25 protein-coding genes are annotated in these 25,317 nt (G+C 28.4%); 18 read left to right on the top strand and 7 right to left on the bottom strand.

The features are described from left to right. Positions 1–35: 35 nt before the first annotated feature. The 5 genes from OIF33_RS07010 to OIF33_RS06990 all read left to right on the top strand — a co-directional run bounded on the left by OIF33_RS07010 (position 36) and on the right by OIF33_RS06990 (position 5,247). Positions 36–1,247 carry an NAD(P)/FAD-dependent oxidoreductase gene (locus OIF33_RS07010; RefSeq protein ID WP_322503513.1) on the top strand — a complete coding sequence of 404 codons (1,212 nt, stop codon included), beginning with the start codon at positions 36–38 and terminating at the stop codon, positions 1,245–1,247. A 294-nt stretch (positions 1,248–1,541) separates the two neighbouring features. After that, a complete protein-coding gene (locus tag OIF33_RS07005; protein WP_322503512.1) occupies positions 1,542–2,078 on the top strand; it encodes a glutathione peroxidase in 537 nt (178 codons plus the stop codon). 218 nt (positions 2,079–2,296) lie between these two features. Continuing rightward, on the top strand, positions 2,297–2,968 hold the full coding sequence (locus OIF33_RS07000; protein ID WP_322503511.1) for an ABC transporter ATP-binding protein: 672 nt from the start codon (positions 2,297–2,299) through the stop codon (positions 2,966–2,968). Positions 2,969–3,017: 49 nt separating this feature from the next. Further along, the gene (locus tag OIF33_RS06995) at positions 3,018–3,941 is read left to right on the top strand and encodes a hypothetical protein (protein ID WP_322503510.1); all 924 of its coding nucleotides are present in this window, start codon (positions 3,018–3,020) and stop codon (positions 3,939–3,941) included. Positions 3,942–3,951: 10 nt separating this feature from the next. Continuing rightward, entirely contained in the window at positions 3,952–5,247 is a 1,296-nt protein-coding gene (locus OIF33_RS06990) for an ABC transporter permease (RefSeq protein WP_322503509.1), read from the top strand. A gap of 41 nt (positions 5,248–5,288) precedes the next feature. Here OIF33_RS06990 and OIF33_RS06985 read toward each other — a convergent pair whose 3' ends face one another. The 3 genes from OIF33_RS06985 to OIF33_RS06975 form a co-directional block, all read right to left on the bottom strand. After that, on the bottom strand, positions 5,289–6,488 hold the full coding sequence (locus tag OIF33_RS06985) for a collagen-like protein (protein ID WP_322503508.1): 1,200 nt from the start codon (positions 6,486–6,488) through the stop codon (positions 5,289–5,291). Positions 6,489–6,624: 136 nt separating this feature from the next. Beyond that, entirely contained in the window at positions 6,625–7,203 is a 579-nt protein-coding gene (locus OIF33_RS06980; protein WP_322503507.1) for a metal-dependent hydrolase, read from the bottom strand. 213 nt (positions 7,204–7,416) lie between these two features. Further along, entirely contained in the window at positions 7,417–7,647 is a 231-nt protein-coding gene (locus OIF33_RS06975) for a hypothetical protein (RefSeq protein ID WP_322503506.1), read from the bottom strand. Between the two features lie 221 nt (positions 7,648–7,868). Here OIF33_RS06975 and OIF33_RS06970 point away from each other — a divergent pair, with 221 nt between their 5' ends. After that, positions 7,869–8,141 (top strand): NUDIX hydrolase N-terminal domain-containing protein, encoded by a 273-nt coding sequence (locus tag OIF33_RS06970; protein WP_322503505.1) that lies wholly within the window; start codon positions 7,869–7,871, stop codon positions 8,139–8,141. A 106-nt stretch (positions 8,142–8,247) separates the two neighbouring features. Here the strand turns inward: OIF33_RS06970 and OIF33_RS06965 are convergent, their stop codons facing one another. Beyond that, positions 8,248–8,403, bottom strand: a complete 156-nt coding sequence (locus tag OIF33_RS06965) for a hypothetical protein (protein WP_322503504.1) — start codon at positions 8,401–8,403, stop codon at positions 8,248–8,250. A 111-nt stretch (positions 8,404–8,514) separates the two neighbouring features. Here OIF33_RS06965 and OIF33_RS06960 point away from each other — a divergent pair, with 111 nt between their 5' ends. The 3 genes from OIF33_RS06960 to OIF33_RS06950 all read left to right on the top strand — a co-directional run bounded on the left by OIF33_RS06960 (position 8,515) and on the right by OIF33_RS06950 (position 11,229). Continuing rightward, on the top strand, positions 8,515–9,378 hold the full coding sequence (locus OIF33_RS06960) for an alpha/beta hydrolase (protein ID WP_322503503.1): 864 nt from the start codon (positions 8,515–8,517) through the stop codon (positions 9,376–9,378). Between the two features lie 60 nt (positions 9,379–9,438). Continuing rightward, a complete protein-coding gene (locus tag OIF33_RS06955) occupies positions 9,439–10,239 on the top strand; it encodes a YdcF family protein (protein WP_322503502.1) in 801 nt (266 codons plus the stop codon). A gap of 348 nt (positions 10,240–10,587) precedes the next feature. Next, positions 10,588–11,229 carry a pentapeptide repeat-containing protein gene (locus tag OIF33_RS06950; protein ID WP_322503501.1) on the top strand — a complete coding sequence of 214 codons (642 nt, stop codon included), beginning with the start codon at positions 10,588–10,590 and terminating at the stop codon, positions 11,227–11,229. A gap of 34 nt (positions 11,230–11,263) precedes the next feature. Here OIF33_RS06950 and OIF33_RS06945 read toward each other — a convergent pair whose 3' ends face one another. Together OIF33_RS06945 and OIF33_RS06940 are read right to left on the bottom strand one after the other, a co-directional pair. Beyond that, on the bottom strand, positions 11,264–11,488 hold the full coding sequence (locus OIF33_RS06945) for a helix-turn-helix transcriptional regulator (protein ID WP_322503500.1): 225 nt from the start codon (positions 11,486–11,488) through the stop codon (positions 11,264–11,266). A gap of 12 nt (positions 11,489–11,500) precedes the next feature. Continuing rightward, positions 11,501–11,989, bottom strand: a complete 489-nt coding sequence (locus OIF33_RS06940) for a DUF2975 domain-containing protein (RefSeq protein ID WP_322503499.1) — start codon at positions 11,987–11,989, stop codon at positions 11,501–11,503. 473 nt (positions 11,990–12,462) lie between these two features. On the opposite strand from OIF33_RS06940, the gene kdpA reads away from it, so the two are divergent. From kdpA to OIF33_RS06905, 7 genes are all read left to right on the top strand, one after another. Beyond that, complete coding sequence (gene kdpA / locus OIF33_RS06935) at positions 12,463–14,199, top strand: potassium-transporting ATPase subunit KdpA (RefSeq protein WP_322503498.1); 1,737 nt, start codon at positions 12,463–12,465, stop codon at positions 14,197–14,199. A 13-nt stretch (positions 14,200–14,212) separates the two neighbouring features. Then, positions 14,213–16,279 (top strand): potassium-transporting ATPase subunit KdpB, encoded by a 2,067-nt coding sequence (kdpB, locus tag OIF33_RS06930; protein WP_322503497.1) that lies wholly within the window; start codon positions 14,213–14,215, stop codon positions 16,277–16,279. Between the two features lie 14 nt (positions 16,280–16,293). After that, positions 16,294–16,890 carry a potassium-transporting ATPase subunit KdpC gene (gene kdpC, locus OIF33_RS06925; protein ID WP_322503496.1) on the top strand — a complete coding sequence of 199 codons (597 nt, stop codon included), beginning with the start codon at positions 16,294–16,296 and terminating at the stop codon, positions 16,888–16,890. An 11-nt stretch (positions 16,891–16,901) separates the two neighbouring features. Continuing rightward, entirely contained in the window at positions 16,902–19,604 is a 2,703-nt protein-coding gene (locus OIF33_RS06920; protein WP_322503495.1) for a sensor histidine kinase KdpD, read from the top strand. Then, the gene (locus tag OIF33_RS06915) at positions 19,579–20,292 is read left to right on the top strand and encodes a response regulator transcription factor (protein WP_322503494.1); all 714 of its coding nucleotides are present in this window, start codon (positions 19,579–19,581) and stop codon (positions 20,290–20,292) included. Before OIF33_RS06920 ends, OIF33_RS06915 begins: the two co-directional genes overlap by 26 nt. 1 nt (position 20,293) lies before the next feature. Beyond that, positions 20,294–20,665, top strand: a complete 372-nt coding sequence (locus OIF33_RS06910) for a hypothetical protein (protein ID WP_322503493.1) — start codon at positions 20,294–20,296, stop codon at positions 20,663–20,665. A gap of 240 nt (positions 20,666–20,905) precedes the next feature. Continuing rightward, positions 20,906–21,886 carry a hypothetical protein gene (locus OIF33_RS06905; protein ID WP_322503492.1) on the top strand — a complete coding sequence of 327 codons (981 nt, stop codon included), beginning with the start codon at positions 20,906–20,908 and terminating at the stop codon, positions 21,884–21,886. A 42-nt stretch (positions 21,887–21,928) separates the two neighbouring features. Here the strand turns inward: OIF33_RS06905 and yjeM are convergent, their stop codons facing one another. Further along, the gene (yjeM, locus tag OIF33_RS06900) at positions 21,929–23,599 is read right to left on the bottom strand and encodes a glutamate/gamma-aminobutyrate family transporter YjeM (RefSeq protein ID WP_322503491.1); all 1,671 of its coding nucleotides are present in this window, start codon (positions 23,597–23,599) and stop codon (positions 21,929–21,931) included. A gap of 313 nt (positions 23,600–23,912) precedes the next feature. Between yjeM and OIF33_RS06895 the strand changes: the two genes are divergently transcribed. Both OIF33_RS06895 and OIF33_RS06890 read left to right on the top strand, forming a co-directional pair. After that, entirely contained in the window at positions 23,913–24,359 is a 447-nt protein-coding gene (locus OIF33_RS06895) for a rhodanese-like domain-containing protein (RefSeq protein WP_322503490.1), read from the top strand. A gap of 336 nt (positions 24,360–24,695) precedes the next feature. Next, positions 24,696–24,818 (top strand): CPC_1213 family protein, encoded by a 123-nt coding sequence (locus OIF33_RS06890; protein ID WP_322503489.1) that lies wholly within the window; start codon positions 24,696–24,698, stop codon positions 24,816–24,818. The last annotated feature ends 499 nt before the right edge of the window (positions 24,819–25,317 follow it).

Raw genomic sequence — 25,317 nt, 5'->3', positions numbered from 1 at the left:
ATAATATTTAGAAGTTAAAAATTTGGAGGAAACAAATGAGCAAGAAAAAGGTAATAGTAGTTGGGGGAGGCCCTGCTGGTATAATGGCAGCCTTAACAGCATCAGCTAATGATGAAGTTATACTAATAGAGAGAAATAATGAAATTGGTAAGAAGTTAAGGCTTACTGGTGGAGGAAGATGTAACATAACAAACAATAGAGATATAGAGGAATTCTTTGATAAGATAGTTACAAATAATAAATTCATGTATAGTGCATTGTACACTTTTTCAAACTATCAACTTTTAGATTACTTAAGCAAGAAAGGCTTAGAATATAAGGTTGAATTAGATCAGAAAGTATACACTAAAAGTGATACTGCAGAAGAGGTAATAAGCATATTTAAAAATGAATTAAATGAGTGCAATATAAAGGTTTTATATAATACTAAGGTTTGTGATTTAGTAATAGAAGACAGTGAAATAAAGGGAGTAATTACTGACAATGGCAAAATGATTTTAGGCGATAAAATCATAATAACCACTGGAGGAAAGAGTTTCCCTAACACAGGTTCAGATGGAGAAATGTACAGTATATTAGAAAAGTATGGCCATACAATAACTCCAATTCATGCAGCATTAATTCCTATTGTTACTAAGGAAGATTTTGTGAAAAATCTTCAAGGAGTAGCTATGAAGGATGTAGTTGTTTCAGCTAAGGTCAAAAAGAAGAAATATGAGAAATTTGGAGATATGATATTTACTCACTTTGGAGTATCTGGCCCAGCAGTTTTAAAGTTATCTTCTTATATAACTAAAGCTTTAGATCAAGGAGAAGTTGAACTAACTTTAGATTTTTTAAGAGATAAATCTAAAGAGGAATTATCTCAAATAATAAGAAGTAATCCTAATAAGACTGTATTAAATAACTTAAAGGGAATATTACCTCAAAACTTTTTAAAGCAAATATTTGAAATGCTAGGATTAACAGAGATTAAAGCTAGTGATTTAAAGAAGGAAGATGAAAATAAAATCATAGCTTATATGAAAGAAATGAAGCTTACTGCAAGAGAAACCTTAACAATAAAGGCTGCTCAGGTAACATCAGGAGGAGTTAAGGTTAAGGAGATAAATGCTTCTACTATGGAATCAAAACTTATAAGAAATCTTTATTTTGCAGGAGAAGTTATAGATATAGATGCTGAAACAGGGGGATATAATCTTCAAATGGCATTTTCAACAGGCTATTTAGCAGGAAGTAATTTTTAATAAATCTTAAGTAATCAAATAGAAATAAAAATCTACTAATAAATATTATTTGTTAGTAGATTTTTTTGTTGACATTGAAACTTTATAATCATATAATTAATAATAAATATTTAATAAAATTAATTTTTAATTAATTAAAAATGACATAACGGTAAAGAAAATAATTTCATAGATTAAATACAAGTTTTAATGGAATAGAAAAAACATATTTTTAAAATTTATAATTAGATTAAAATTTTTCAAATAGGATAAATTAAATTTGGGAAACAAGATGATTTAAAAGGAGAGATTAACATGTTATATGATTTTAAAGTTAAAGATGTTGAAGGAAATGAAGTTTCTCTAGGTGATTATAAGGGAAAAGTACTTTTAATAGTTAATACTGCAACTGGTTGTGGATTTACTCCTCAATATGAAGGATTACAAAAGCTTTATGACAAGTATAAAGATAAAGGATTTGAGATATTAGATTTTCCATGTAATCAGTTCTTTGATCAAGCACCAGGGAGTAATGAAGAGATTTCAGGCTTCTGCAAACTAAATTATGGTACAACATTTAAAACTTTTGCCAAAATAGACGTAAATGGAGAGAATGCCAATGAGTTATATAAGTTTTTAAAGAAAGAAGCTCCAATGGCAAAAGAAGATGAATCATCCTTAGGTTTTTATGATAAATTAAAGGGGTTAGGATTTACTACAGAAGGTGATGAGATAAAATGGAATTTCACTAAGTTCTTAATTGACAAAGAGGGTGAGGTTATAGCTAGATTTGCACCTACAGTTGAACCTGAAAAATTAGAAGAACTTATAGAAGAGTTAATAGAAGAATAAATATTTTAAAATCAGAAAAGTATAGAAAGCTTATAATTAGTTTTAAACTAATTATAAGCTTTTTACATTTTATTTTATTTTTATTTACTTAATATTCATGGTACAGTAATTAATTTGTTATTAAGTTTAAATTCAATAAAGATATACTTAATTGTGAGAATTTGTAAAAATATATTGTTTAAAGGGAAAGTCTGTAATCTTTTGAAAAGGGGGAAATCATGGTAATTCAATGTAAAGATATAAAGAAAACCTTTAAAGTTGGAAATACCTCCGTTGAAATATTAAAAGGTATAAGTTTAACCATAAATAAAGGCGAATTTACTGCTATTATAGGTGAATCTGGATCAGGTAAATCAACTTTTTTGAATATCTTAGGGGGAATAATGCCTTGTGATGAGGGAGAAATAGTTATAAATGATTATCATATTGAAGGATTAAATGAGAATGAACTTGCTTTATTTAGAAGAGGAAATATGGGGTTTATATTTCAAAGTTACAATCTAATGCCTCAACTAACAGCTTTGGAAAATGTAGAAATGCCATTAATTTTTTCTGGAGTTCCTAAAAAAGAAAGAATAGAAAGAGCAAAATCAATGCTTGAAAGAGTTGGATTAGCTGATAGGATGGATCATAAACCCTCTGAATTATCAGGAGGACAACAACAAAGAGTATCTATAGCTAGAGCTTTAGTAAATAATCCAAGTGTAATTTTAGCTGATGAACCAACTGGAAATTTAGATAGTAAAACTACTATAGAAATATTAGATTTATTAAAAGATTTAAATAAAAAATTTAATACAACCTTTATTGTAGTAACTCATTCTCAAGTAGTTTATGAATATGCAGATAAAGTAATAAAGATGGAAGATGGTCTTCTTTGTAAAAGTTAATAAACAAAAATTAGTGTTTATATAAATTGGGAAATTTAGGGGGTAAAATATGAAAAAAAGAAATTTAAGTTTAGTTTTAGCTTTAGCTACTATACTGACAACAGTATCAGTTCCACAAAAGACTTTTGCTTTTACAGATAAGGTTTCTAATGCCTTATCTGAAATGGGAAATGAAAATGGTAATGGAGAAAATAATGGTAATAATTTAAATGGGGGAGAGCAAGTATCACCTCAAGCTAGTAACATTCAGTCAAAAGATTTAATAATAAGTTCAGTAACAACAGATGAGGATGTAGTGGAACCAGGAATGCCATTTACATTAACCTTTAAGGTTGAAAATATAAGTGGAAATAGTCTTTATGGAGTATCACTTAAAATCGTAAATGTAGAGGGAAAAGGCACTTTAGATGGCTTTATGCCTGTGGGAACAACAAATGAAATATATGTTGGGAGTATAGCACGAAATGATGTTAAGTATATAAGCATAACCTTAGCAAGTGATCCTAATATAAAGGCTGGGGTACACAATTTCGTTACTAGTGTTATGTTCAATGAAAAAGGTAAAGAACAAGAAGAAATAACTAAAATAGTTGGAATAATGGTTCAAAATACTCCAAGCTTAAGTATAAGTGGAGTTACACCTAGTGAAGGTGCCATTAGTGCCGCTTTAAGAAATGATAGTAAAACTAAAGTTAAGAATGTAAAGGCCAAGGTTACTATAGATACAGAAGTTATAGAACAAAATATAGGGGGAATAGATGTTGAAGGTGAAGAGTATATGGATATAGCAATAACACCATCTGAACAAGAAAGAGATGCCTCTATTGAAATAACCTATGAAGATACAACTGGAAAACAATACACAGAGACAACTTCATGTAAAGTTCCAGCCATGATGGTTGTAAATGAAGAACCACAAAAAAGAGGTAAATTAGGCTTAGTATCCTTTATAAAAAGTTTATTTAGATTTTAGGTGATTGCTTATGAGATTTACTGATTTATTATCCATAATATGGAGAAATATGTGGAAAAGGAAGACAAGAACAATTTTTACAATGATGGGTGTAATAATTGGCTGTCTTGCAATTTTTATAATAAGTTCTATAACAAACGGCTTTGAACGATACTTAACTTATGAAATGGAAAGTTTAATGGATACATCTGTAATAAATATATATCCTAATTGGGGTGGAGAAACAGATGGTAAAGATGAGGAGAGTTCTAAAAGTAAATTAACAGATAAAAATGTTGAAGAATTAAATAATTTAGGATATTTTTCTGAGGTAATGCCTAAAAGGTATGCTCATACTCAAATAAAGTATGGGAAAGTACAAACATATTCAAGGGTATTAGCTAATGATAAGGCAAATTTGATTCCAGAAAGTTCTATTTTAGTAGGAAAGACTCCTAGACCACGAAGCAAGGAATTATTACTTGGATATGATGTAGCAAAGGAACTATTAGGGTATACTTGGGAAGAAAAGGTTAAAGACGATTCTGAATTTCAACAGCTTATTGGAAAAAGAGTAAAATTAGGTGGAGAAGATTTTGGAGTAGATGAAAATGGAAATCCAATAAAGAGCAAGCAAGTAACTTGTAATATTGTTGGGGTTTTAACAAGTGGAAATGGCCAGAGCAACTATGAAATTCAGGGTTCACGTAAACTTGTTGACGATATGATAAAAAGTGCTCCATTTGTGGATGAGCAATATTTGAAAGAACAGCTTACAACCTATGAAAGAATAGATGTTAGAGTTGATGATAAAGAAATGTTAGAGTCTTATGAAGGTATATTAAGAGACATGGGATATCAAACAAATTCCTTTAAGGAATTTGAAAAACAAACAAGATCCATGCTATTAGGTGTAAGTATAATACTTGGATCATTAGCAGGAATCTCTCTTTTAGTAGCTGCTTTAGGTATAACCAATACTATGGATATGGCTATATATGAAAGAAATAGAGAAATTGGAGTGATTAAAGTAATTGGTGGAAGCATAAAAGATGTTATAAAAATCTTTGTCGGAGAAGCTTGTGCAATATCAATTACTGGAGGATTTATCTCCATAATATTAGGTGGCTTAGCAACATGGGGTATAAATTCGGCAGCAAGATCAATAACACAAAATATGATGGGACAAGCTATAGAAAAAATAGCAGTTCCAAGTGTTTCATTAATTTTAGGTATTCTTGCTTTTTGTTTAATAATTGGGTTTGTTGCTGGAATACTTCCAGCTAGAAAGGCTGCTAAGACAGATGTTATAACAGCTATAAGATAAAAATAAAAGACCATACTAGTGTATGGTCTTTTATTTTTTTATTAATCAGCAACTCTAACTATTTGAACCCATGAACCTATTCCAGTGTTTATACCAGTAGATTCTCCTAAAATGGCTGGAGTTACAGCAATTGGTACTGATACTATTTGGCCTAAAACATTTCTTGTAGAATTATTGACTAATGTAAATACATCACCAGCATTAGCATTTACAGCAATACTTCCATTAACAACTCCTATTTGCCCAGGTTCAACCCTAGGAGTTCCAGATAAAAATACTCTAGAATTACCTTTAAATAAAGAAACCAATGCACTAGCAGTAGAAGGATTTATATTGTCTAAATTAAATGACCACATAAATAGGTATCTTCCAGCCTCATTTATTGTAAATGTTCCATTTGTTATATTAGCTGTTATTGCTGTGAATGTTGAGCCATTAGGATTTTGAACATTATAAGTGAAAATACCATTGGCATTAATATTTTGACTTGCTGTAGCTGAATAACTAACTAATAGTGTATCATTAAAGTTTCTTCCAGGTTCACCTTGAAGTCCTTGAAGGCCAATAGGACCTTGAGAACCAGCAGGACCTTGAGGACCAGTAGGGCCAGCAGGGCCAGTAAGACCTTGAGGACCTTGAGGACCAGTAGGACCAGTAGGACCTTGAGGACCTTGAGGGCCAATAGGGCCAATAGGACCAACAAAACCTTGAATACCCTGAGGACCAGTAGGACCAGCAGGACCTTGAACACCAGGAGGGCCTTGAGGACCAGTAGGACCGATGTCACCATCAGGACCTTGAGTACCTTGAGGACCAACAGGACCTTGATCACCTTGAGGACCTTGAAGGCCAGCAGGGCCAGGATCACCTTGAGGTCCAGTAGGGCCAGGGTCGCCTTGAGGACCAGTAGAACCAGTAAGACCTTGAGGGCCTTGAGGACCAGTAAGACCTTGAGGACCTTGAGGCCCTATAGGACCCATAGGGCCAGTACAACCTCTATCACCTTTAGGGCCCATAGGGCCTCTTGGACCAGGTTTACAACAACCACACTTTATTTCGAAAGAACATTTATCATCATGACATTTATCATCACGACATTTATCATCGCAACATTTATCATTATAACCGTTATCATCATAACAGCTATCTTGGTAATTGTTATTATATCTATCGTAATAATCAGATTCGTCATTATTATAATAATTATTATATTCATTTGGATTATAATTTCTTCTTACCATAACTAAAACTCCTTACATAATATTGAAAAAGCAATTTCACAATATTAGTTTATGAAATTATTATTATGTTGTTCCAAATATTAAATATAAAAAATTAAAAACACTCAATATAAAAATAATATAGAGTGTTTTTTTATTAGTTAACAATAGTTCTTAATAAATTAATTCCTAAAATATTATATGAAATTAAGTATATGTTATAGCCGATAAGAAAAATATTAACGATTTTAAGTAATTTGTTAATCATTTTTTCAAGTTTTGATCCAGTTTTGATTTTTGCTATTTTTAAGTTAGCTTTCCAAGGAAAGAATAACTCAATTCCTTCTGAGGTAAAAAAGTCTAAAATCAGATGAGATACATAACCGCAAATAAATCCCATAGAAATTACTAAAAATATTATGTTAAAGTTACTAACATGTACAATTGTATAAAGAATTAATATTATTATCGATAAACATAAGAGGCTATGGGTAAAACCTCTATGTCTACATCTGCTTCCTAGATATTTAGAAAGAAATGGATACATTTGACTGATTGAAGATTTTCTGTGATCTATGTCTGGAAATAAAGATCCTATATAAGAAAAATGAAAAAATAAAGCTATTAATAAAATCTTATAAGCTATATCATAGGGTATTAAAAATAGAGTTATAAGTGAGTTGAGCATTATAAGAGAAATGCATATACCACCTGTTGAATGTGTTTCTTTTGTCATATATTCTCCTTCAAAATAATTATCATTAGTTTTATATTAAAAATATTATCATAATATTACTTTATTATAAAGCTAAAATAGAAAGAGAAAGTTTAACAAAAAATCCTAGGAATAGAGTGGACAGTTCTATTCCTAGGATGATAGTTATGGTGGTAATTTTATGTAAGGTTTCTTACCAAATTTAAAGTAATATACTTAAATTACTGAGTAATATTATTTGTTTTTATTTATAAGTACAGAATATGCAATTAATAATATTCCTAATAAAGCAAGGATTGAATTTATAACACTTGAAAGAGCTTCCATAGATGTAAAGCAAAATACTCTTTGTTCTAGATATAAAGCTATGTTATTTAAAAATATATTTTCAAGTATTAAGGGAGAAAAAAGAGTTGTTAATATAACTGCGATTACGGCTATTAAAGCTTTTTGCGTGTTTTTCAAAATAAATCAACTCCTTACTTATTAAAATAAATATTACAAACTTCATTTAAGAGATATTACAAATGTATTCTAACAAGATTTTAAATTATATGGAATAGTTTGTGCATAACTGGGTAAAAAACATGTAAAAGTGGGCATTATATGTAAAATGTAATCTTTAATCTAATAAAAATATACTATAATTAATAAAAAGATTTTTAATTAAAATGTGAGGTTATAATATGGAAAAATGGTTAAGGTGGGCTACAGAAATAGATTCCATTGCACAGGCAGGTTTAGCTTCTTCAAAGGATGTATATGATATAGAAAGATTTAAGCAACTTAAAAATATAGCCTCTGAAATAATTAGTGAAAGTGCAAATCTGGAATTACATAAAGTAAAAAAATGTTTTGCTTTGAATCTTATAATAATCCTAACTTTAAGACTAAATTCGATTAATAATTATAAGAAACTAATAAGTTTATATGAATATACTAAAGGTCATAACTTATGAAACTATTAGATACTAAACTTTCATAAATTATGACCTTTAATTTTTGACTAGCTAAAATCAACATTTACTTAAAACAGAGCCTTTTAATTAAGTGGTTATTAACTGCTTAGAAGCCTCTTTTCTTTGCTTCTATTCCACTTTCATTAAGTGCAGGCTCTTCTATAGTTGTGTTAAGATGATTCTTAGACCATTGGTTTTGAGTTTTATTACCATTAGCTAAATACTTTTCTTTTGTATATACTTTTTTATTTATACTTTTCATGAAATCAACTCCTTAAACTTTTATATTAATAGTATGTAAAATTTTAAGAAAAATATATTGTAAATTGAGACCATATTTGTATAAAATAATTTGTATAGGAGGAAATTTGTTATGAGATTAAAGGTTATAAAACATATGTATGCAAGTAAATTAAAGAATTATAGAGATATATTAGTATATCTTCCAGAAGATTATGATAAAAATGAAAAAAGATATAATGTTATATATTTTCATGATGGTATGGAGTGTTTTTTTGAGGAATGGTCTTTATCAGGTAAATCATGGCATGTAGATAAGGTTATAGAAAATCTTATTGATGATAATTTATTAGAGGAATGTATAATTGTAGGAATTTCAAATAATTTTGATAGGATTAGAGAATTAGCTCATTTTAACTTTATAAATAAAGGAGAAGAAATTTATTTAGTAGAAGGAAAAGGTGAACTTTACGAGGATTTCTTAATAAAAGAGCTTAAACCATACATAGATAAGAATTTTAGGACAAAGCCAGAAAGAGAATTTAATGCTCTCATAGGATCTTCTATGGGTGGAATGGTTACTTTTAATATAGGTATGAGAAACCCAGAAGTCTTTTCAAAGTTAGGAGTGCTTTCTCCGGCCTTTTGGATGGCATATGAAAATGGGTTTGAAAAGATTAAAAATTATGGACATCATGATTTAAAACTATGGATGGATTATGGAACAGGAGAAGGAAGACTTATAACAGAGCCTGTTAAAAGTGTAAGTAAAATGCTTTTAGATAATGGGTATAAATATAAGGATGAATTTGTTCTTTATGAAGACTTAGATGCACCGCATAATGAAGGAGCATGGAATGCAAGGCTTAGAGATGTAATATTATATTTATTTAATGGAGATATGACAAATAATTATAAGCTTATTTCAGAAGAGAATTTAAAAAATCACAAAATGAATTTTGAAGAGCTTAAGTTTACTAATTATAAAAAAGATTAAGATTAACTATTAACTTTAAAAATTGTGTATTAAGTAAATTTTATTATTACAGGATTTTTTATGAATAGAAATTTAGGAGAAGATATGGATAAAAATAAAATAAATTCTTTAAATAGTATAGGACAATTTTTAGCTAAAAGAGATTTTAGTCAACTTACTAAGGAGTCTTTAAAGAAGAATTTTGGCATTGAAAAAGTAGATGTTTTAATATTATTAGGAAGTGCTATAACTTATAATATTAAGGTTGCTATAGAAGCTTATGAAAATAGGCTTTGTAATAAAATTTTAATATGCGGAGGAATTGGCCATTCAACTGATCTTCTTAGGGAAACAGTTAGAAAACATAAAAATTATAGTGATATAAAAACTTATGATAAAGCTGAAGCAGATATTATATATGAAATAATATTAAAATATTTTAACGTGCCAAAGGAAGATATAATTATAGAGAATAAATCAACTAATTGTGGTGATAATGCAATAAAAGCCATAGAAATTTTAGATAGATTAGATATTAACTATGATTCATTATTACTTATACAAGATCCTACAATGCAACTTAGAACATATTTAGGATTTTTAAAAGTTTTAAAAAATAAAGATAACGTTAAAGTCTTAAATTATGCTCCATTTATACCAATATTAAATGAAAATTTGGAGTTTGATAATAGTGAAGTTGATGGAATATGGAGTTTAGATAGGTATGAAGAACTTATTCTTGGAGAAATACCAAGACTTAGAGATGATGAAAATGGATATGGACCTAAAGGAGCAAATTATATAGAACATATTGATATACCAAAGGAAATAGAAGAGCATTACTTGATTTTAAGTAATATTTTAGGAAAAGAAACTAGATAAAAAAAAGAAGTAATATGGTTCATATTACTTCTTTTTTATTTTATTAACTAATTATCAATAGTTATATAAGGAATTAAGTAATAAAAACTTATTAAGTGAGAATAAATACTTTAATCTATTGGATTTAAAATAAAAGAATTTATCAAAAGGTTACATTGAACAAGGAATAGATATAATTTTAAATGACTCTAAATATGATTTTCTTAAAGAAAATCATAGATATAAGGATTTATTAAAGAATAAAGCTAATTAGAAAGATATTTATAAACTTCTAAATTTAAGTTGTATGTGTAATACTTAATATAGATGAACAAATTATATAGAAATTTTATTTTAGGAGACATAAGTATGAAAGTTTTTAAAATGCAATTACCTAAGATTCCTTTAGAATTAAATAAAATAGAAGATATAACTAGAGAAATTTTAAGTGAAGAAAAATTAGAAGAAGTTATAATAGAAAATGCAATAATAGAGAATATAGAACAAACTTCAGTAAAGTTCGATTCATGTATATTTAGAAATGTTATGTTCATAAATTGTAGCTTTACAAGAATAGATATGACAGATGTAAGATTTGAAAGATGTGATTTGTCTAACTGTGAGTTTTTTGAGGGGGGACTTTATAGAGTTGAGTTTAAAGGATGTAAAATAATAGGGAGTAGATTTGATGAATCATCTTTAAACAACATTTCTTTTAAAGATTGTTTAGGAAGATATTCTAACTTTTCTTTTAGTACTTTAAAAGAGGTAGAATTCAAGGAATGTGATTTAACAGGAGCTGTATTTCAAGAAGCTAAACTAAAGAAGGTAAATCTAGAAAATATAGATTTTAAAGAAGCAATATTTAGAGGAACAAATATTAAAGATATTGATTTTAGAAGTTGCAATATAAATGATATAGATATAAATATGGAAGACTTAAAAGGTGGAGTAGTTACAGCGTACCAAGCTTTGGAATTAAGTAGATTCTTAGGAATAATAATAAAATAAGATTAAGATAGGTGGATAATAATTTATTATCTACCTATCTTAATCTTTCATCATCCTCTTCTACATATTCTAAAATATCTCCTGGTTGACATTTTAATATTTCACATAAAGAATTTAAGGTTGAAAATCTAACAGCTTTAGCCTTATTATTTTTTAAAATAGAAAGATTAGCCATTGTTATTCCCATCTTTTCTGATAGTTCTGTAGAACTGATTTTTCTTTTAGCCATCATTACATCTAAATTCACAAGAATTGGCATGTTTTAATCCTCCTAAATCGTTTTATCATTTTCTTCTTTAATCTCAATAAATCTTTCAAATAATCTAGCAAGAACCATACATAATAAACCTATGGTAACACATATAAAAGATATTATTAATATAGGAGGTGCTATTATAGTTTTTTCAAAGAAATCTATTGAATATTTTAAATAAATAGAAGTTAAAGAAAATGTTATTATTTCAGAAAAAGAGCAAATACAAATAATTTGTAGTGATTTAACTATCTTAAATGAAAAAGGATTTTCTTTCTTTATCAAATGACATATTGTTTTTACTTTAAATAAAGCTAATATATAAGGAATAGCACAAATATAAATACATATAGTCACAGTCCATATTAAAGGAGAGTCTACCATAGAAAAATGGCTCTTAAAAAGTGCAGTTAACAATAAAGGTGTTCCTATAAGAACTAATATAGTTAAAATAATTCCCAGTGCTACTACATAGTCTAATATTTTTGAAGTAATATTACTTTTCAATTTTAGTACCCCATTTCAATTTTATATTATGAAGAAATTATAAACATTTTCTTATCGAATGTCAATAAATACTTATTAATAAAGTGCATGTAGTTCATAGGCTCATATATTAATAAGAACATAAAAAGTAATATATTAATTCTATAAACTTTCTATACTATGTAGTGAATTTTATTCTGTAATTAAAATGAGGATCTTGAAAAAGCATAGACATAAAAGAAAGTAAATATTAAGAGTCTTTAAATTAAATTCTTAAAGGCTCTTTTTTATTTTCAATAAAATCTTATAAAAATTAATCTTTATACAATCTTAATACTAACAAATAAAACTCTAACGCCATCTTAATATGTTTTTAAATATAATAAATTAAGGAAAGGGGGAAAGAAAGATGAAATTCATTTTAATCATTATGGGATTAGCATCCTTAATATTATTTATTTATCTTTGGTATATATTGCTTAGGGGGGATAGAAATGAGTAATGCAATTTTACAATATTCGTTATACTTAATAATCTTAGTTTTATTAGCGATTCCATTAGGAAAATATATTGGAAAAGTCATGAATGGAGAAAAGGTATTTTTATCAAAATTAATATTACCTTGTGAAAACTTTATATATAAGGTACTAGGAATTAATGAAGAGGAGATGGACTGGAAGAAATATTCAATGTCAGTTTTAGCATTCAGTGCTATAGGCTTTATATTCTTGTTTATTTTGAATTTGTTCCAAGGAGTATTGCCATTAAATCCTGAAGGAATAGAAGGAACTTCATGGGATTTAAGTTTTAATACAACAGCTAGTTTTATTACAAATACAAATTGGCAGGCTTATTCTGGTGAAAGTCAATTAAGTTATTTAACTCAGATGCTTGGCTTGACAGTTCAAAACTTTTTATCAGCAGGAACTGGAATTGCTGTTTTATTTGCTTTAATAAGAGGATTTACAAGAGTAAATAAAAATGAATTAGGGAATTTTTGGAGAGATTTAACGAAGAGTGTTCTTTATTTATTAGTTCCTTTTTCAATAGTTCTTTCAATATTATTAGTTTCACAGGGAACAGTACAAAATTTTAAATCTTATGAAGAGGTAGCTCTTTTAGAAGAAATTGTTTTAGATGATGGGAGTATAGTTACTAGTCAAATAGTTCCTCAAGGACCAGCAGCCAGTCAGGTAGCTATAAAACAGTTAGGAACTAATGGTGGGGGATTCTTTGGAGTAAACTCAGCACATCCTTTAGAAAATCCAACAGCCTTTTCAAATTTATTAGAAATGTTATCTATACTTTTAATACCTGCGTCTCTTTGCTTTACTTTTGGTAGAAATGTAAAGGATAAAAGACAAGGAAAAGCCATATTTATAGCTATGTTTACCTTACTTGTTGTTGCACTATGCATAATTGGAATAAGTGAAGCTAGTGGAACACCACAATTAGCTCAGGATGGAGCCGTAAATCTAGGCTATATAGATCAAGGTGGGGGGAATATGGAAGGTAAAGAAAGTAGGTTTGGAGTAGTTGGCTCTAGTACGTGGGCAGCGTTTACTACAGCGGCATCTAATGGTTCTGTAAATTCTATGCATGATAGTTTTACTCCAATAGGAGGAATGATTACAATGCTTTTAATGCAACTTGGAGAAGTTGTGTTTGGTGGTGTTGGATGTGGACTTTACGGAATGATAGCATTTGCAATAATAACTGTATTTATAGCAGGGCTTATGGTTGGAAGGACACCAGAATATTTAGGTAAAAAAATAGAACCTTATGAGATGAAGATGGCTATGCTTATATGTTTAGCAACTCCTATTGCTATTCTTATAGGAAGTGCATTAGCAGCTATTAATCCAGAAGTAATAAATAGCTTAACTAATTCAGGTACACATGGCTTTTCAGAAATTTTATATGCCTATTCTTCTGCAGGAGGAAATAATGGATCAGCCTTTGCTGGACTAAGTGCTAACACGGTATTTATAAATGTAACTATAGGATTAATAATGCTATTTGTTAGGTTTGTTCCTATGATTGCTACACTTGCTATTGCAGGTTCTTTAGTTAAAAAGAAAAAAGTTGCAACTAGTATCGGAACATTACCAACTCATAATTTATTATTTATAGGTTTATTAATTTTTGTAGTTCTATTAGTAGGTGCTTTAAGCTTTTTCCCAGCGCTTGCTTTAGGCCCAATAGCTGAGTTTTTGCAAATGATTGCTTAAGGAGGAGAAAAATATGAAGGAGAAAGAAAATTCTTTATTTAATAGAAAAATGATTAAAAGAGCTATAAAAGATTCTTTTATAAAATTAAATCCAAAGATTCAATTACAAAATCCAGTAATGTTTATAGTATATATAGCTTCTATATTAACAACCGGTTTATATATATTTTCATTATTCGGAATAAAAGATAACTCGCCATCTTTTATATTAGGAATTTCGATTTTACTTTGGTTTACTGTTTTATTTGCTAATTTTGCTGAAGCTATTGCAGAAGGTAGAGGAAAGGCACAAGCTGATGCTTTACGTTCTGCTAAAAAAGATATTTCAGCTAATAGAATAGATTCTATAGAAACAAAGGAAAGAGTTAGTAAGGTTAATTCAACTGAGTTAAGAAAAGGAGACTTAATAATAGTAAAAGCTGGAGAGCAAATACCAGCTGACGGAGATGTAATTTATGGAGCAGCATCAGTGGATGAGAGTGCAATAACAGGCGAATCAGCCCCTGTTATAAGAGAAAGTGGTGGAGATAGGAGTGCTGTAACTGGTGGAACTCAAGTTATATCAGACTATATAGTGATTAAGGTAAGTAATAATCCTGGAGAAAGTTTTATGGACAAAATGATAGCTATGGTAGAGGGAGCATCTAGAAAGAAAACTCCAAATGAAATAGCACTTCAAATATTATTAGTTTCTCTTACAATAATATTTTTAGTTGTTACAGTATCATTATATGCTTATTCGGAATTTGCTTCAAATCAGAGTGGAGTTATAAATAGTACTTCAGTAACTTCATTACTAGCTTTACTAGTTTGCCTTGCACCTACGACAATAGGAGCTTTACTTTCTGCTATTGGAATAGCTGGAATGAGTAGATTAAATCAAGCTAATGTACTAGCTATGAGTGGAAGAGCTATCGAAGCTGCAGGGGATGTTGATATTTTAATGCTAGATAAGACTGGTACAATTACTTTAGGAAATAGACAAGCTAGTGAGTTTTTACCTGTAGATGGAGTTGATATAGAAGAACTTGCAGATGCTGCTCAGTTATCATCTTTAGCAGATGAAACTCCAGAAGGAAGAAGTATAGTTATCTTAGCAAAGGAACAGTTCGGAATTAGAGGAAGAAATTTAAGTTCTTCAAATGCTAATTTTATTGAATTCACTGCTAAAACAAGAATGAGTGGAGTTGATTTTAATGGAGATGAAATAAGAAAAGGATCAGCAGATTCCATAAAAAAATATATAACTGAAAATGGCGGAGTTTTTTCTGAGGAATGTGAAAAAAAGGTTGAAGAGATTGCTAAAAAGGGGGGGACACCCTTAGTAGTGGCTAAAAATTATAAAATTCTAGGAATAATATATCTAAAAGACATAGTAAAAAGAGGGGTTAAAGAAAAATTTTCTGATTTAAGAAAAATGGGAATAAAGACAATAATGATAACTGGAGATAATCCACTTACTGCGGCGGCAATTGCAGCAGAGGCTGGGGTAGATGATTTTTTAGCAGAAGCTACTCCAGAAGGTAAGTTAAATATGATAAGAGACTTTCAAAAGAAGGGACATTTAGTAGCTATGACTGGAGATGGAACTAATGATGCACCAGCCTTAGCACAGGCAGACGTGGCGGTAGCTATGAATACAGGAACACAAGCAGCTAAAGAAGCTGGGAATATGGTTGATTTAGATTCATCACCAACTAAATTAATAGATATAGTAAGAATTGGAAAACAACTTCTTATGACTAGAGGAGCACTTACAACTTTTAGTATAGCAAATGATATAGCAAAATATTTTGCTATAATTCCTCCACTTTTTATAGGACTATTTCCTGAGCTTTCAAAGTTGAATATTATGGGATTAAGTAGTCCAGAAAGTGCAATACTATCTGCTGTTATATATAATGCTTTTATCATAATCGCTTTAATTCCATTAGCGCTTAAGGGTGTTAAATATAGAGAAGTTTCAGCTAATAATCTATTATCAAGGAACTTGTTTGTATATGGTCTAGGAGGTATTATAGCTCCATTTATAGCTATAAAAGTTATAGATATATTAATAACAATGTTAGGTATAGTTTAAAGAGGAGGATTAATATGAAGATTATTAAAAAGTCTATTTTAGCTCTTTTAATTTTCACAATATTATGTGGAATAATTTATCCGGTTTCAACAACAGTATTAGCGCAGGTTTTCTTTAAGGAAGAGGCTAATGGAAGCATTATAGAAATAGATGGGAAAAAATATGGAAGTGAATTATTAGGTCAACAATTCACAGATGATAAATATTTGTGGGGAAGGATTATGAATATAAATGTAGAAATATTTAAGGATGATAATGGAGATCCGTTAATGTATTCATCTCCATCAAACTTAAGTCCAGCAAGTGACGAGTATGAAAAATTAGTTGAAGAGAGAATAGAGAAGATTAAAAAATCAAATCCTGATATGAGAGAAGAAGCAATTCCAGTAGATTTAGTTACTTCTTCAGGAAGTGGATTAGATCCTCATATTTCCGTGGCAGCAGCTAAATATCAATCAAAAAGAATTGCTGAAACAAGGAATTTAAGTGTAGGGGAAGTAAATAGCATTATAGATAAATATACAACAGGAAGATTTTTAGGCGTCTTTGGAGAGAAGGTAGTCAATGTTTTACAAGTTAATCTTGCTTTGGATGGAATATTAAAAGAATAGGGGGATTATAAATGAGGGAAACTCGTCCTAATCCAGAGAAAATATTGAAAGAGATAAATAAGAATGAAAGAGATAGTAAAAAAGGAAAACTTAAAATTTTTTTTGGATATGCTGCTGGAGTTGGAAAAACATATGCAATGTTAGAAGCAGCTCATTCAGCAAAAGATATGGGGTTAGATGTTGTTGTTGGATATGTTGAACCACATACAAGGCCGGAGACAATAGCACTTTTAGAGGGACTAGAATTGCTACCTAATTTAGAAATATCATATAGAGAAATGATATTAAAGGAATTTAATTTAGATATGGCTTTAGAGAGAAAACCTGATTTAATAATCGTAGACGAGTTAGCTCATACAAATGTTAAAGGTCTTAGGCATGAAAAGAGATATATCGATATAGAGGAATTGCTAGATGCTGGAATAGATGTTTATACAACTCTTAATGTCCAACATATAGAGAGTTTAAATGATGTAGTGGCATCTATAACTAATATAGTTGTTAAAGAGAGAATACCTGATAGAATATTTAAAAATGCTTTTCAAATTGAATTAATAGATGTAGACCCATCAGTTCTAATGGAAAGATTAAATGAGGGGAAAATATATGTTAAGAAGCAGGCTAAAAAAGCATTAAAAAACTTTTTTATAAGAGAAAATTTGGTTGCTTTAAGGGAGTTAGCATTAAGAGAAACTGCCAATAGTGTAAATAAAGAGGTTATGATAAATAAAAGTGAGAATGCTTATCATACTAATGAGCACATATTGGTATGTTTAAGTTCTTCTCCTTCAAATAGTAAGGTAATTAGAACAGCGGCAAGGATGGCAGAAGCTTTTCATGGAAAGTTTACAGCCTTATTTGTTGAAACAACTTCATCAAAGGAATTGAAAGAGGGGAATATTGGAAGGTTAAGAGAGCATGTTAAATTAGCAAAAGACTTAGGTGCTAAAATAGAAACAGTTTATGGAGATGATGTTGCATATCAAGTTTCAGAGTTTTCTAAAATAAGTTCAGTTTCAAAGGTCATAATAGGAAGGACTAAGAAAAAAAGACACCCTTGGTCAAGACTAGGTATTGTAGATAGATTAATAGAGTTAGCACCAGAACTAGATGTTTATATAATACCTGACGAAGAAGAAACTACAGAATATATAAATAAAATTGTCTTAAATAAAGAAAAAATAACAACTAAAGATTCTTTTAAGACTTTAGGAATTTTAATTATGGCAATTGTTGTAAGTATATTCTTTGAAAACTTAGGTTTTAGTGAAGCTAATATAATAATAGTATTCATTTTAGGTGTCTTAATAATAGCAAAGGAAACCTATGGAAGAATATATGGAGTTTTATCTTCTTTATTTAGTGTTTTACTATTTAATTTTTTCTTCACAGAACCTAAATTTACTCTTGATGCATATGATACAAGCTATATAGTTACATTTTTAATAATGCTTATATCAGCTTTAATAACTAGTACACTTACAAATAAAGTGAAAGTACAAGCTAACAAATCAGCAATAACAGCTTATAGAACTAATATTTTATTAGAATCTAGTAGTGAACTTGGAAGATGTTCAGATTTGGAGGAGATTATTTTAAAGTCTCAAGAACAAATAAATAGATTAGTAAAAAAACCAGTAGTGATTTATAAATTGAAAAATGGACAAATTGAAAGCATATATAATTATAAATTTAAAAATGGAAGCGAGTTAAGTGATAAATATATAAATTTAGATGAATATGGAGTAGTTATTTGGTCTATTAATAATAAAAAATATGCAGGAAAGGGTACAGATACATTACCAGGAGCTAAAGCTATGTATATTCCTATATTAAGTCATGAGGATATAGGTATAGTAATAGGAGTAATTTTAGAAGAAGGAGAAGAATTAGAAGAAGGAGAAAAATCTTTATTAATAGCAATGATAAATCAGATATCTTTTGTAATTGATAATTATATTTTAGAAGAAGCCAAAAAAAGAGCATTAATGCAGGCTGAGAATGAAAAATTTAGAGCGAATTTATTAAGAGCTGTTTCTCATGATTTAAGAACGCCTTTAACTAGCATATCCGGAAGTGCAAGTTCGCTTTTAAACAATAATTTTGATGAAGAAACTAAAAGGAAATTGACATTAGACATATATGATGATTCGGTTTGGTTAATAAACTTAGTTGAAAATTTACTTTCAGTTTCAAGAATAGATAATGGAAATATAAATTTAAATAAAGAAGCTCAATTAGTAGAAGAAATTATTTCAGAGGCTTTACAACATGTAAATAGAAATGTATGTGATTATGACATAGAGGTTGATTTAGAAGATGAATTGTTAATGATTAATGCAGATGTAAGACTTATAATACAGGTGATTATAAATATTGTAGATAATGCAATAAAGTACACAGAAAAAGGATCAAAGATAAAAATAAGTGCTTTTCCTAAAGGAGATAATGTAATAATTGAAATAGCTGATAATGGTAAAGGAATTAGTAAGAAAGATAAGGAGCATATATTTGACATGTTCTTTACTTCTAAGGAAAATAGTAGTGATAGTAGAAGAGGATTAGGATTAGGACTAGCTTTATGCAAGTCAATTATAAATGTACATCAAGGAGAGATATATGTTAAAAATAATAAGCCTAGAGGAACTATAATTGGCTTTAGTTTACAGAGATTTGAGGTGAATGAGGATGAAGTCATCAATTTTAGTTATTGAAGATGAAAAAGCTATAAGAAATTTTATAACAGCTACTTTGGAGATAAATTCATATGAGTGTTATACAGCTGTTAATGGCTCACAAGGAATAATTTTAGCAATATCAAAAAGACCAGATATTATAATACTAGATTTGGGATTACCAGATATGGATGGTATAGAAATTATTAAAAAAGTAAGAGAATGGTCAAACTGTCCAATAATTGTAGTAAGTGCAAGAAGTGAAGATAGAGATAAAATTGAAGCATTAGATCTAGGGGCTGATGACTATTTAACTAAACCATTTAGTGTAGAGGAGCTACTTGCTAGAATACGGGTTGCTATAAGAAAAATGAATTATGATAGAAGTAACACTCAAGAAATACAAGAATTTATAAACGGAGATTTGCGGATAGATTATACTTCAAGATGTGTATTTTTAAATGAAGAAGAGGTACACTTGACTCCAATTGAATATAAGTTATTGTGTTTGCTTTCTAAAAATGTTGGAAAAGTTCTTACTCATAATTATATATTAAGAGAAATTTGGTCTAGCACTTGTGAAAGTGATATTCCATCATTAAGAGTTTTTATGGCAACATTAAGAAAAAAATTAAATAAAAAGTCTATTGATACAAATTATATTCAAACACATATAGGTGTCGGATATAGATTACTTAGAATTCAAGATAAGGATAGTGAAGTTTAATATGAGTATTATAATTTCAAAATGTTTAATAGATGATTTAATAGAACAAATTGAATCTATAAGAAAAAAGATATTAAGTATGAAGGAAAATGTGTATATAAAAGAATGTATAGATAAAGCGAAAAAATATATTGTTACTAAAGAATATGATGAAGCTGAGGTGTTACTAAGAAGTGCTTTAATACTTAATAGTAATTCAGCAGAAATAGAAAACTTACTTGGAGTAATTGAAGAAAAAAAAGGAAATGTTTTATTAGCTCAAAGATATTATAGAGCAGCATTAGCCTTTGAACCATGCTATTTGCCAGCAGATAATAATTTAAGAAGAACTGTTTTATATAATAGTGGGATTTCAAATTTTGATATGGGATAGAATAAACACAGAAATAACCTATATATTAAATTGTTTATTTAATATATAGGTTATTAATTATTTGAAATATGTTAACAACATATATATTAAATTAAGAAATGATTAAGAAAATAGTTGTTTTTTTAGTAATTTAAAAATTGAAAATGTTTAAATGTGAAATTGAAAATATTGTTTTATTTTTAACAATTTTAATTAGTGTGATAAAATAAGTTTGAAATTTTAAACAAAGGATGTATTATTATGAGATACAAAAGATATTTTATAGCACTTATGCTTATATTAGCTATGGTAGTTATTGCAGAATATACAGGAGAAAGAGAAGTTATATTCCCAGAAGTAGCTGCACTTGTTGTAGGAACTTGGGTATTAGAAAAACAACCATGGAAGGTTAGTAAAATAGGACTAGTTTCACTTATGACTTTATGTTCTATAACTGGTGTACTTGTAGTCAGATATGTGCACTTAGGATTAACATTACAAGTACTTATTGGTTTAGTTTTTACAGGTTTATTATTAAAGATTACCAAAACAACACTTGCTCCAATTATATCTGCTTGTATTTTACCAATTTTACTTAGAACTGAAACTTGGATATATCCAATATCTGTATTTATACTTACTATGGCCATAGTATTAATTCAATATATTATGGAGAATAATAGTTGTAGTAAAATAGAAGATGTAAAGGAAGAACTAAAAGAAGAAATTGAGAGTCTTGAAAAAGATCCATCTTTAAGAAAAAAAGAATTTATAAAAATGGTTAAGATATTTTTTATAGTTGGAATATTAACATATTTTTCAGTAAGATTTAAAGAAACTTTATTAATAGCACCTCCTTTAATAGTTGCTTTTGTTGAACTTACTAATTGTCATTGTAAATTTAGGAAGCGTGCAAAAAGTTTATTTTTACTTTTTATAATAGTTGCTTTATTAGGAACATTTTTTAGAGTAGGATTAAATGAATACTTAGGAGTACCTCTATGGATTTGTACGATTTTAGTTGTACTTAGTGTATTTGTTTTCTTTGAAGTTTTTAATATTCATTTTCCGCCAGTAGCAGCAATTGCATTATTACCTATGCTTTTAGATAAAAATCAGTTGCCATTTTATCCGCTAGAAATAGGAGTTGGATGCGCACTTTTTATTCTAATTGCTCTTTTATTATTCAAAGAGGAAAAAACATGTAATATGGAATATAAGATAGAAAAAGTTATTCATTAAAAAAATGAGTATAGAATTATAAAAATTCTATACTCATTTTTATTACTTACCTTTATCATTTGCCTCAGTTACAGAAGCAGCTTTATGAACTTTTGAATGGCCATCATTAGGATTTTCTAAATCTATTAGACCTATTTCATCATTAGTAATATCTTCTTCTGCCATTTCAATTTTTTCAAGTCTATCGTCAACTTTATTATTTATATTTGAAATCTTTGATTTTAAAACATTATTCTCATATCTTCTATATATTAACCAAGCTAATATCCCAAATATGATTGGACCTGAAATTTGGAAAACCACAGCAGTATAATCTTTTTCTGGCAAAGTAAGAGGTTGTATTATTGTAAAAAAGTTAGCGAAACCAACTGTCAATGTTACAATAATTGACCAAACTAAGGCACTTTTATAGGTTTTAAAAACTTCAAAAGGTTTTTCTATTTCCTTTTTCTTTTTAAAGAATGGAAAAGCAAATGATAAGAGCATATACGGTAATGTCATGGCTACATTTCCCATAAGGATTAAATAATTAAAGAACTTAGAAGAATCTTGTCCGCCTATTGAACAGCATAATACAAATATTATTACAGTTATACATTGAATCCACATAGCAGTAGCTGGCATTTTTTCTTTATTTAATCTTGTCCATTTTTCAGGCCAAATATCTTTAGGAGTACCCTCTATTAATTGTTTTAAAGGAGAATACGTTATTGCGAAGAAAGCTCCTGTAAGAGCTAAAAACATTGAAAGTCCTATAAATCTAGCTAGCAAGTCACCTAAGAATATACAAGCGTTAAGACTTAATCCAATCGCTTGACCTATATAAAAACCAAGGTAATTTACTATAATGTAAGCTATATTAGCCATATTTACATCTGGACCAGTTAAATCTCTATTCCAATTAACAAAAAATCCAATACAAAGTATTCCAATTGCATATCCTACAACAATTATAAATGCTGAAATTTTTATTCCCTTAGGGAAGTTCTTCTTAGGATTTTCAGTTTGGTCAACTAATCCACCAACAACTTCTATCCCACCATAAGCAAATATTGCAAAAACAACAAATCCTAATACACCTAAAGGAGATTGGTAGGCTGGATTCGGAGAGTGAATAAATTCTTGAATGTTAAACCCTTGAGCAGTAGTAAACCCATTACTTACTAACACAAATATACCACCAAGAATTAAAACTACATTGGCTAAAGCTACAACTGTTCCACCTATAGATGTAATTTTTGAGATTTTATTCAGTCCTTTAGATGAAATAAAAGTTATTGTTAGGAGTAATATTGTAGCTAATAAGGCCATTGCATGAGGTCCTTTTAGCCCTAATATAGTCCAAGATGCAGTTGTATCTTTTCCGAAGAATACATTAGACAGTGGAATCCATATAGATGAAGAGACAGATACCATCCATATTAGGTTTGAAGAAAACCACATAAATGTTACTATAAAAGCAAATTTAGGATTTACGGATTTTGCCATCCAAGAATATATACCCCCTTTTTCCTTTCTAAAAGCGGAGCCATATTCGGCCATCATAAAAGCATAAGGAATAAAAAATAGAACGGCTGAAATTATATACCATATAATACCACTATAACCCATTAAGTAGAAGGTTCTTGGCATATTAGTAAAGCCATAAACCGATGTGAATATCATAAGTATAAAAGCGGTTAGGGTTAGTTTGTTTTTTTCTTTTGATTCCATAAAATCACCTCTCAAATATACTTTTAAAACCCTATTTTTTATAATTATACAAATAATAACAGTTAAATTAAAGTATATTATGTTAATAAATTCATTATTTGTTAACTTGAAGGAGGTTAAAAGTTATGTAAACAAATTCATATTTTATGAAAATGAGCAAAGATTTTATAGTTTTAATGGTAAAGTAATAAACTTAATACAATAATACAAAATAATTAATTAAATATGATACTAGTAAAATTTGTTTCGATTTGGTAATTTGATGAAGAGAAAGGAATATAATTAAGTATCAATTGTTAGCAAGAGGTTTTAGATGAGTGATTTTTTTAATGTTGAAAAAATGAAATTTATAGATAAGTTTTTTGATTATATAGATTATAAAGAAATATGTGAAAAAGACGAGTACTTAATTTTAGATTTAAGAACTTATAAAGAATTTAATTATAAACACCTAGAAAATAGTGTTCATTTCCCTTTGCTAGATGACAAGAAGTCATTAAAATTAGAAGGGATGTTTGAGAATAAAACTTATTTTTCTACAATGACAAAGTCAATAATTTATATATTACCTAAGTTATATACAATAATTAAGAAAATAAAAATATATGAAAAAAATAAAATTGTTGTTTTAGCTTGTAGACACGCCAGAATAAGGAGTAGAGGAATTTCCATGATTGCCAATATATTAGGTTCAAAAACATTGGTACTTAAGTATGGAGTAAATTCCATATTAAATATAAATAAAAAAGATGTATTATAATTATAGGGGCAGCATAAAGAAGAGAATCATATAATTTATAATAGAAAGTTTTTAGGTGATTTTATGTCCTTAAAAAATCAGAGAGTCTTATGGATAATAGGCATAATTTATTTTTTTATAGGAGCCATAATTTTTTTCTTTGAAGGCTCTTATTTAGGGTGGATAAGTACAATCATATCTTTTCTACTAGGAGTTAATATACTTAAGGTAAATAAAGAATTTAAAAATACATAAGTATTTTTAATGAGTTTATAATAAATCAAATAGATAGCATAGTAAAGATATGGGAGGAATAAAGAATGAGAATTTACACAACATATAATTGAGGTGATATTAATGACTAAAAAAAATAATAATAAAAAGCACATAAATCATAATCCTCAAAGTGAGAGTGTAAAAGCTGTTTTTGGAGAACCAAAGGCAAAAAGTGATGAATTTATTCCAAAAACTTTTAAGTAAGTTACAAACCCTCCTAAAAATATAGTAGCTGTCATTAAAATGGTAAAGGCAATTCTGTTAGAATTGCCTTTACCATTTTATTTACTAATACTTTGAAATATTTATGTTAATAAAATATTCCCTTTTAATATGCATTTAATCTGTTTGTAAATTGTAAAGAATAATATTAACTTATTTTACTTGTTTTTTCTTTATTATTTAACTTGAATTTATAAGATTTTAATAGATATAAAAGTAGAGTCACGATTAAATTTGATAAAAATTTTAAATTAACATAATTAAGTTAATTAACAGAAATGTCTTTAAAAGTTAAACTATTAGTAAAATGTTAATGTTTACATAACTTATCCCTTATAGTAAAATATTACTGTAAATTACATAAAATGTTAATGATTACAAAAAAAGGAATAATCATTAGTAGAATTACTGATTTTTGAAATTTATATAAGTTTAAATAATTTTTTGCATAGCAAAGGAGATTATTAATTTAATTAGGCTG

It is taken from the genome of Clostridium sp. LIBA-8841, from assembly GCF_034439435.1.
GTDB lineage: Bacteria > Bacillota > Clostridia > Clostridiales > Clostridiaceae > Sarcina.
Note: the sequence above shows the minus strand (reverse complement) of the source record. Positions and strands in the feature narration are given on the sequence as shown.